Consider the following 8159-nt stretch of genomic DNA (forward strand, 5'->3'; position numbering starts at 1 on the left):
CTTCACTCGCCGATGATCGCCCGTGTGACCGGCGAGGACACAGACTCCCTGGCGGGGAAGGCGGCGCTGCGGAGCTACTGGAGACAGGCGTTGGAGGCCGCGCCCGACCTGCGCTTCGCTTGCGAGGCGGTGCTGGTGGGCAGCGACGTCTTGACGGTCCTGTACCGCAATCAACGAGGTCGACAGGCCGCGGAAACCTTTGTCTTCAACTCAAGTGGCCAGGTGACCCGATCCATGGCGACCTATGGCTGACGGGCAGAGTTCAACGGCCATAGGCGTGGATAAAGAAGGCCGCCGTCGTGCCGATCGCGATGGTGAGGATCAAGCCGCGCAGAACCGGGGCGGGCAGACGGCGTCCTGCGCGCGCGCCGATGTAGCCGCCGGCCACGCCGCCCGCCATGACGACCAGGCTCTCGCGCCAGCTTACATTGCCCGTCGCGGCGAAGCAGACCACGGCCACACCGTTGGCCGCCGCGACCATCAGGGTCCGTAAGGGATTCAAGGTCCGCAGATCGGCGCTGGTCGCCAGGCTCCAGGCCGCCAGCATCATCAGGCCCACCGCGCCGCCGAAGTAGCCGCCATAGATGCCGAGACCGAACTGGGCGACGAGGATCGACCGGCCGCCCATGTGCAGACCCAGCCTCTGGAGGCCCAAGGTCAGCCTGTGGCCCGCAGCGAGGGTGGCCGTGGCCAGCAGCAGGAGCCAGGGGACCAGGGCGGTGAATGCGCGCTCCGGCGTGACGAGCAGCAGGGCCGCGCCAATGAGACCGCCTCCCAGGCTGAGCGCCAGCAAGGTCCAGGTGGGTGCGATGGCAAGGGGTTGAACGTCGCGACGATAGGCCCAGGCGCTGGCGAGCGTCCCGGGAAACAGAGCGACCGTGCTCGACGCGTTGGCCACGGTGGGAGGAAGGCCCATGAACGCCAGCGCGGGGAGTGAGACGAACGTGCCGCCGCCCGCCACGGCGTTCATGGCGCCGGCCACGAAGCCCGCCACCAGCAGCAGGGCTATGTCCGGCAAGGCGAGCGACCCACGTCAGAGATCTCCACGGTCCAATTCGTCGAGATACACGAACTCCGGCGCGCGCACGCCGGCCTGGCGTCGAATTTCGATCAATTCGGGGGATTCAAAGAAGCGCCGCGCGCCGTCCAGGCTGCGCCACCGGGAAAAATGCACGATGCGGTTTGGCTCGCCCGCGAAGTTCAGGACCTGAAAGCTGAGCTCGCCGGCCGCCTTCCGCATGCCCGCCGCCCCGTCGAACACCGCCTTCCAGGCCGGGTAGTCCTCAACCTCGTGAATGATCAGCACGAAGGGCCTCGCCGTGGTGTCCGAAGTCATGGGCGGAGCCGCTGGGCGAAGAAGGTCAGGATCTCGTCGCGGGCGGCGATCGTCGGCTGACCTGCCTCGTCGATCAGGTGGGCGGTCACGACGCTATGGGGGTATGGCACGTGGCGCTGGAAGAAGGACGGCGGTTCGCGATGAGCGGCGCTGTCGGGCAGCACCCGGCCCACGAAGCGATCACCAAGCGCTGACGAGAGTGCGGCGAACCGTTCGGCCCTGCAGATCTGATCGCCCTCGAAGCGATAGGCCAAGACGGTCAGATCGTCGCGCTCCAGCCGGCTCCGGACGGCGGCGAGGTCTTCGGGGGCGATATCCAGCCCGCCGGGCTCATCGAGTGGCAGGGAGGGCTGGGAGAGGACCGGCGCGAGCACCGAGGATTCTAGCATCATGCTGAGCGCGAAGTTGCCGGTGAAGCACATGCCGATGGCGCCGACCCCCGGCCCGCCGCACGTCTCATGCGCCTGTTTCGCCAGCGCTCGCAGCCAGATGGTCACCGGGCTGGCCAGGTTGGCGCCGAAGGCGCGGAATTCAGCGCTCACGCAAGCTCGCCGGAAGACGACCGCGCCTTCCTCGGCGTCGGGGACGGCCCCGTCGCGCCCGAACAGCGAGGGCATGTAGACCGTGAAGCCGGCGTCCCTGACCCAGCGGCTGAACCGCGCCACGTGCGGGCTGATGCCGGGCATCTCGGTCATGACGATCACCGCGGGGCCGGTCCCCGCGACATGCACGACCTTGGTGGCGTCATCGAAGGTGAATTCGAGGTGGTCGAAGTCGTCCAGGGGATCGTCTTGCGTCATCGTGCGATGGGTCATCGGATGGCCTCTTTTCGTATTGGCCGGAGGATCAGGCGGCGACGAGGTGCTGCAGGTGCTTGTAGCCGACGGCCCTCGCCAGGTCGGGCAGGCGCCAGATCGCCCCAGCGCCGCCCCAGGCGCCGTCGGGGACGGCCGTCATGATCACAGAGGTCACGACCGGCCGCAGATCGCCGGCCGGCTTGGCTGCGGAGATCACCTCTTGCAGCCGCCGCGCGGCGTCCGCCCGCGCGGCGTCGTCCAGCACGCCCTCGGGATAGCGGAAGAACACGACGACCGGGATTAGCTGTTCGAGCGGATCGCCGCCGCCCGCGAAGAAGGCGCCCGGCCGGAACTCGTCGAAAAGCACCCAGGTCAGGGCGCCGTGGCTGGGATCGTCGCCGATCTGCTCGACGGCCTTGGCCACGTCGGTCACGGCCTTGGCGAGCCGGGCGCGGGCGTCCGCATCGAACACGCCCTCGGGCGCCTTGATGATGATGTTGGGCACGATCTGTCTCCTACGGCGGGGGCGTGGCCACAGATTTGCCTGTGTCCGGGCATCGAACTAGAGTCAAATACGACACATTTCAGGGGAAACTCGCCAATGACCCGAGTCTCGGTGCTGGCGCTTCGGGACGGCATGGCTTCAAGCCTTGCCATCACGCTTGACGCTCTGGAGACCGCCAACCAGGTCAGCCTGCTTGGCGGCAGGCGCGCGCCGTTCGAGGTGCGGACCGTGCGCACCGGCCGCGCGGCGACAGGCTTCGCGCAGGGCGACTTGCTCATCGTGCCGGGCCTGGGCGTCCGCTCGGAGGCCGACCTCGCGACCCGCCTCGCCACACCGGCGGTACGGCGCGCGGGGCGGATCGCGGCCGATGCCCGGGCGGCGGGGGCATCCGTCGCGGCCTCCTGCGCCAGCACCTTCATCCTGGCCCAGGCGGGCCTGCTGTCGGGTAAGCGCGCCACCACCACCTGGTGGCTGGCGCCGGCCTTCCGCCGTCTCCACCCAGACGTCGAGCTGGTCGCCGACCAGATCGTCGTGGCCGAATGGCCGCTCGCGACCGCGGGCGCCGCCATGGCGCAGATGGACCTGATGCTGGCGGTGATCGCCAAGTTCGCCAGCCCCGGCCTGTCGGAGGCCTGCGCCCGCTACCTCCTGCTGGACCAGCGTCGCTCGCAGGCGCCCTACATGGCGATGAGCTTCCTGGCCGGCCAGGATGAGAAGATCGCCCGCGCCGAGGCCTGGGTGCGTGAGAACATCGAACGTGACTTCAGCGTCGACGAGATCGCCGCGGCGGTCAGCCTCACGCCGCGCACCTTCGCTCGTCGACTGGCTTCGGTCTGCGGCCTGTCGCCGGTTCGGTTCGCGCAACGCATCCGCGTGGAGGCCGCCGAGCGGATGCTGGAGACCACCCGCCTGTCGGTCGACGAGGTTGCCCGCCGCGTCGGCTACGCCGAGCCTTCGACCCTGCGCCGTGTCATGCGGCGTCAGTCCGGGCGCTCGCCCACCGAACTACGGCCAGTGGCCTAGAGCAATCGGACCATCGTCAGGGCTCGTCAAACACGCCCGGGTTTGGACCGGGCGCCCCCTGGCGAGTTTGAGTTCACAACTCGACCACGGCGGTATGGTCCGACTTGCGCCGCCTTGGGCCGTGGTGGTCGGACTGCGTCCGACGCCGCCTGTCGGGTCCGAAGTAGGTGGTTGACCTTATGAATTCCCGCGGATGGAGGATCGCGACCTGAAGCCGGCTGAGAATGGTCTTGGCGCTGACCGGTTTGCAGAGGAATTCCGAGACGCCCCGATCCCGGGCGGCGCGCAAGCGCGGCTCGTCAGCGTGTCCTGTGAGCATGATGATCGGCATGACGCTCAGCGGGGAGGCGATCGCGCGAACATTGGAAATGAAGTCGAGCCCGTTCATCACCGGCATCTCGTAGTCGACGAAGCACAGGTCAGGCTGGATCTGGACGAGCGCGGTCAGCCCACTCCGCCCGTCCGGGGCATAGTGGAGGTGGCCGACCCCGGCGGCCGACAGGACGGTGCCGAGTATCGTGCGCATCTGCGCGTTGTCGTCGATGACGAGAATTCGCAGCGCTCCAAGTCCTGCCGCCATTCGGCGCTTCCTCCGCTCTTCAGACGGGTGGGATAGGACGCGCCGATGGTTACCAGCAAGTGCGCCGCGCGCCGATCATCTACCCATTGTGGGTGGCGCCGAACTCCGATCGCGGCCGCTTCAACCTGGGGTAACATGCAGGCGGCGTTCGAATCAGGAACTGTCTTGGAGCACATGCCAAGGAGGATGGTCGGCGCCTGTGGAACGACAGACCCTTGAGCCTTGGATTGGATTGCAAAAGCCGAGCGTTGTCGCCGCGAGGCGGGCGGACACGCCGACACGTGTGAGCGCCCAAGGGCTGGCCGCGGCCTTGCGTGCCTCCTCCCGCTACCTCTTGCGCGCGATCCTCGCTGGAGCGGACGCCACCGGCGGCGACATCACGACCGCCATCATCGTGGTCGCGCTGATGGACGCCGGCATTGGCCACCTCGATTCCGATCCCGCCCTGGCTAGTCGCTATGCGACCTATGACCAGGCGCCGCCCGACGGCTTCAGGCGTCCGACAAGCGCACGCGCCATCGCTGTGCGTCTGGGCCTGCCTTACGAGACCGTTCGTCGCCGCTTGGAGCCGGTCATCGCGAGCGGACGCTGCGTCCGCACGCCGCGAGGGATCTACTCGCCCACACTGTCACGCGCCGATCACTTGGCGGGCGCTGAGGCCAACCACATCGCTGTTCGCCGGCTTCTCATCGACCTGCAGAAGCGCGTCCCCAACGACGCGTGGTCGCCGTCCCTATTCGTCTCCACGGCGTCCGATCCGGGGGAGCCGCCTCTACGGCTGCTGAATCGTCGCAGCGCGCTGTTCGCCGTCGACCTGCTCCCGGACATCGCCAGGGCGGTGGGGGGCTATGACGCCGCTCTTGTCTATATGGCGCTTCTGGAGTCGACGGGCCGTTGCGAGGTGGTCGAGCCCGCGCCGGTGATACAGATTTCGCCCCTGGCGCGTTCCATTCAACAGCCGACGGAAAGCACTCGCCGACGCCTCGCGGCCCTCGCGGACCAAGGCCTGATCACGCGAGAAACCGACGGATACACCGCCCGGCACGCACCGGCCGCCGAGGCCATCATGGGACGCCTCTCGGTCGCGAACCTGAAGCATCTGCGGAACTTCTTCGCGGGCCTGTCCCGTCTGGGCGTCACCTTCGCGCCCTGACGCCGCGTCTAGCCCCACTGTTCGGTGGAGCCCACCCGACGCGCGGGCGCGGTGACTGGCGGGGTGCTCCACTTGGGCTCGGGCAGGGGCTTGCCGAAGTACCAGCCCTGGCCTAGCTCGACGCCGAGTTCCTGCGTCAGACGCGCGATCTGCGCCGTTTCCACCATCTCGGCGATCGTCGTCACGCCAAGATCGCGGCAAAGGGCGATGACATGCTTGAGGACGAGTACGTCGCGCGGCCTCGAGTCGAGGGCCTGAATATAGCGTCCGTCGATCTTGACGACATCGACATCCAGGAACCGTAGGTAGTCCAGTGACGCGGCGCCGGCTCCGAAGTCGTCGAGGCAGATGACATGGCCGGCGGCGCGCAGGGCGGCGATCTTGAGATTGGCGTCAGGAAGGTCGGAAATCCGCTGGGTCTCTGTGATCTCGAACAGCAGCCGGGACCGGATTGAGGAGTCGAACGCCGTGACCTCCAGGAGCGCCTCGACGAAGCCTTGCCGCATCAGCGAGGCCGCGCTGACATTGACCGCGATCTTCAGTTCCGGGGCGCCGGCGAACAGCGCCTTGGCGACGCACCTCGCAACCGCCAGATCGAAGTCGGCGATCAGCGCCAGCTCCTCGGCCAATCGTATGGTGTCGGCGGGGCTCGAATTGGGATCGAAGCGAGCCAGCGCCTCGAAGTGGTGGAGATGTCGCCCGTCCAGACTGACCACGGGCTGATAGGCGAGGTGAAAGTCGCCGCTGGCCAGCATCGCCTTGAACCGAGAGGTGTCGCGGACCGTGCGTTCAATCGTGGCGCTGAAGCCCGCCTGGGCGCCTGCTGGGCCGTCCTCGATGTAGCGGTCCAGCGCATAGCGCATGGCGCGCAGATTCTGGGCGGGCGAATCAGCGTCGAGGGCGAGCTCGGCCATCGCGGCCACGATCTGCCCCCCGCTCGCCTGCTTAAGCCGCTCGCAGAGCTTGTCCGTCGAGGCCGTGGCGGGGCGGACGAGCGCAAAGCGATCCGTGGCGACCTCCGATGCGCCCACGCCCGCGAACGATTCGGCTCGCAGGGTGGCCGCGACGCGTCTGCGGGTCCGGTCGGCCGTGGCGGCGTCCATGCCCGAGACCGCCGCGTCTAAGCCGCCGAGTTCGACGAGGTCGAGCCGGACCGGAAGCCCGGCGCGCTCGGCCTCGCTCAGCAGGACCGCCACGGTCGAGGTGAAGGAGTCTTTGTGGAGCAGGCCATCCGAACCTCGCGTGATCTGGTCGATCGCGGCCGGAGCGCCAAGGCTGAGCGCGCAGGATATCTGGCCTGTCCGCTGGGGCAGCTTGAAGACTGACAGGGAGCCGTGCCGCACGAGGCGCCTTGGCGGCCGCGACGCCAGAGCGACCCGAAGTGGTCCCTGGCGCTCGCCCGCGCCGAGGCCCTCGATAAGGGTCGACAGCAGGTCTGTGTCTCCTTCTCCGACCAGATCGGTCCAGTTCGAACCGATGAACTCCGTGGCGGGTCGGCCGGCTAGCTGCTCGACGGCGCCAAGCGCGAAGGTGACCGTGCCGACAGCGTTGACTTCGAAGACCAGATCCGCGCCGGCGAAGGCGAGGCCGAGCAGTTGCAGCTTCAAGGCCGCAGCCCGGGCGTCAGGCGACACGGACATGAGCGGCCTCCTCGTGGGAAAAGGCCATGCCGTCCTCGAAGTCCAGGAAGACGTCCATGAGCTCGTCAGGGGATATCAAGCGCGGGCGCCCTTGCGGGAACCTGTACCGCCAGAAACTCACCACATGCTGGATGGCGCCGAGTTGCTCGCCGAGGCTGGCGAACATGCCGGGCGCGGTCAGCAGGAAATCGCGGAAGGCGTTTGGTTTGCTTTCCATGGTCAGGGAGGCATAAGCCCTGTTGTAGACATCCAGCATGTTCTGGACGGCGGTCATGGTTCCGTTCATCGCGAGCTGAATGCGCCTTTTTGCCTCGGGGAGGTAGGACGCGGCCTCGGGGCTCTTCGGTCCACGACCTTCGATCCGCGAGATCTCGAGCATCACCTGACGCATCGGCGTGGCGAGATCGCCCAGCACCCACTTGTAGTAGAGGAAACCGCGCCACGAGAAGACGCCGTCCATGTACTCCTGGTCGCTAAGCTTCAGGGTGGCTTTCAGCGGCTCGAACCCGCTGTCCGGCGCGTTGGAAAGCAGCTTCTCAACGAGGCGGGATGCGTAGGCGTGGGATCCCGAGTTGTCACCGGACGACAGCGTGACCAGCGCCAGGATTTCTTCCCGGACAAAATCGAACATCCGCTGCACGTCGGCGTCGGAAATCCCGAAATAGCCCCGCGCCGGCTCGATATCATTCGCCCGTAGATGTTCGCGAAGGAGAAACGGATCGAGCGAGGGCAGGTTGTCGATCAGATCGAGCACGCGCCGGTCGCGGGAGCCGGGCCTGAGATCCTGGCCCAGCACGGACTCGACGACGTCGTCAAAGTCTCTTTGACCGACGAACACCGACCGCGCCCCAACCTTGAGGTCGGAGCTGTCGATCGGGATCAGGATCTTGGTCGCCGTCGGGCGGGGGGAGGCGAACTGGGCGTATTCGTAGGGGCGCAGGCGATGCTTGAGGATGATGCTGCGGTCCAGCAGGCGATTCTTGAAGAAAGGCGCCTGGGCGAGATCGGCGTCATCACCCAGTTTCCGGTGAACCGCCAGCAGGTTCAGAACGCGCGCCGTTGAAGCCGACTGTTCCAGCGACGTCAGGCGACGTACGCTTCGATCGTTGTCCATGGGCCCCTCGG

The 8159-nt window shown here is 67.5% G+C and carries 9 protein-coding genes and 1 pseudogene; 3 read left to right on the plus strand and 7 right to left on the minus strand.

Annotated elements, in window-relative coordinates:
- Positions 1 to 252: pseudogene (locus tag RMO04_RS01235) on the plus strand (nuclear transport factor 2 family protein); the annotation flags it as partial.
- 10 nt (positions 253 to 262) lie between these two features.
- Here RMO04_RS01235 and RMO04_RS01240 read toward each other — a convergent pair.
- Genes RMO04_RS01240 through RMO04_RS01255 form a run of 4 tightly spaced genes read right to left on the minus strand, consistent with a single transcriptional unit; the run spans position 263 to position 2638 of the window.
- Positions 263 to 1018, minus strand: coding sequence for a sulfite exporter TauE/SafE family protein (locus RMO04_RS01240; protein WP_309642979.1), 756 nt, complete (start codon positions 1016 to 1018; stop codon positions 263 to 265).
- Between the two features lie 15 nt (positions 1019 to 1033).
- Positions 1034 to 1336 (minus strand): antibiotic biosynthesis monooxygenase, encoded by a 303-nt coding sequence (locus tag RMO04_RS01245; RefSeq protein ID WP_309642980.1) that lies wholly within the window; start codon positions 1334 to 1336, stop codon positions 1034 to 1036.
- Positions 1333 to 2151, minus strand: a complete 819-nt coding sequence (locus RMO04_RS01250; RefSeq protein ID WP_309642981.1) for a dienelactone hydrolase family protein — start codon at positions 2149 to 2151, stop codon at positions 1333 to 1335. Before RMO04_RS01250 ends, RMO04_RS01245 begins: the two co-directional genes overlap by 4 nt.
- Positions 2152 to 2182: 31 nt before the next feature.
- On the minus strand, positions 2183 to 2638 hold the full coding sequence (locus RMO04_RS01255) for a tautomerase family protein (RefSeq protein ID WP_309642982.1): 456 nt from the start codon (positions 2636 to 2638) through the stop codon (positions 2183 to 2185).
- Positions 2639 to 2734: 96 nt separating this feature from the next.
- Between RMO04_RS01255 and RMO04_RS01260 the strand changes: the two genes are divergently transcribed.
- Positions 2735 to 3661 carry a helix-turn-helix domain-containing protein gene (locus RMO04_RS01260; protein WP_309642983.1) on the plus strand — a complete coding sequence of 309 codons (927 nt, stop codon included), beginning with the start codon at positions 2735 to 2737 and terminating at the stop codon, positions 3659 to 3661.
- A gap of 73 nt (positions 3662 to 3734) precedes the next feature.
- On the opposite strand, the gene RMO04_RS01265 is transcribed toward RMO04_RS01260, so the two are convergent.
- Positions 3735 to 4241, minus strand: a complete 507-nt coding sequence (locus tag RMO04_RS01265; protein WP_309642984.1) for a response regulator — start codon at positions 4239 to 4241, stop codon at positions 3735 to 3737.
- A gap of 310 nt (positions 4242 to 4551) precedes the next feature.
- Between RMO04_RS01265 and RMO04_RS01270 the strand changes: the two genes are divergently transcribed.
- A complete protein-coding gene (locus tag RMO04_RS01270; RefSeq protein WP_309642985.1) occupies positions 4552 to 5394 on the plus strand; it encodes a hypothetical protein in 843 nt (280 codons plus the stop codon).
- An 8-nt stretch (positions 5395 to 5402) separates the two neighbouring features.
- On the opposite strand, the gene RMO04_RS01275 is transcribed toward RMO04_RS01270, so the two are convergent.
- Positions 5403 to 7034, minus strand: coding sequence for an EAL domain-containing protein (locus RMO04_RS01275; protein WP_309642986.1), 1632 nt, complete (start codon positions 7032 to 7034; stop codon positions 5403 to 5405).
- Positions 7018 to 8159 (minus strand): hypothetical protein (locus RMO04_RS01280; RefSeq protein ID WP_309642987.1); only part of this gene is annotated, 1142 nt, incomplete at its 5' end. The genes RMO04_RS01275 and RMO04_RS01280, both read right to left, overlap by 17 nt.

The organism is Phenylobacterium sp., assembly GCF_031412415.1.
In the GTDB taxonomy this organism is placed as follows: domain Bacteria; phylum Pseudomonadota; class Alphaproteobacteria; order Caulobacterales; family Caulobacteraceae; genus Phenylobacterium.

What these genes read in the sequence shown, in the direction of transcription:
- RMO04_RS01245 (WP_309642980.1), bottom strand. Translation starts at nt 1,336, where the DNA reads ATGACTTCGGACACCACGGCGAGGCCCTTCGTGCTGATCATTCACGAG.
- RMO04_RS01250 (WP_309642981.1), bottom strand. Translation starts at nt 2,151, where the DNA reads ATGACCCATCGCACGATGACGCAAGACGATCCCCTGGACGACTTCGAC.
- RMO04_RS01260 (WP_309642983.1), top strand. Translation starts at nt 2,735, where the DNA reads ATGACCCGAGTCTCGGTGCTGGCGCTTCGGGACGGCATGGCTTCAAGC.
- RMO04_RS01265 (WP_309642984.1), bottom strand. Translation starts at nt 4,241, where the DNA reads ATGGCGGCAGGACTTGGAGCGCTGCGAATTCTCGTCATCGACGACAAC.
- RMO04_RS01275 (WP_309642986.1), bottom strand. Translation starts at nt 7,034, where the DNA reads ATGTCCGTGTCGCCTGACGCCCGGGCTGCGGCCTTGAAGCTGCAACTG.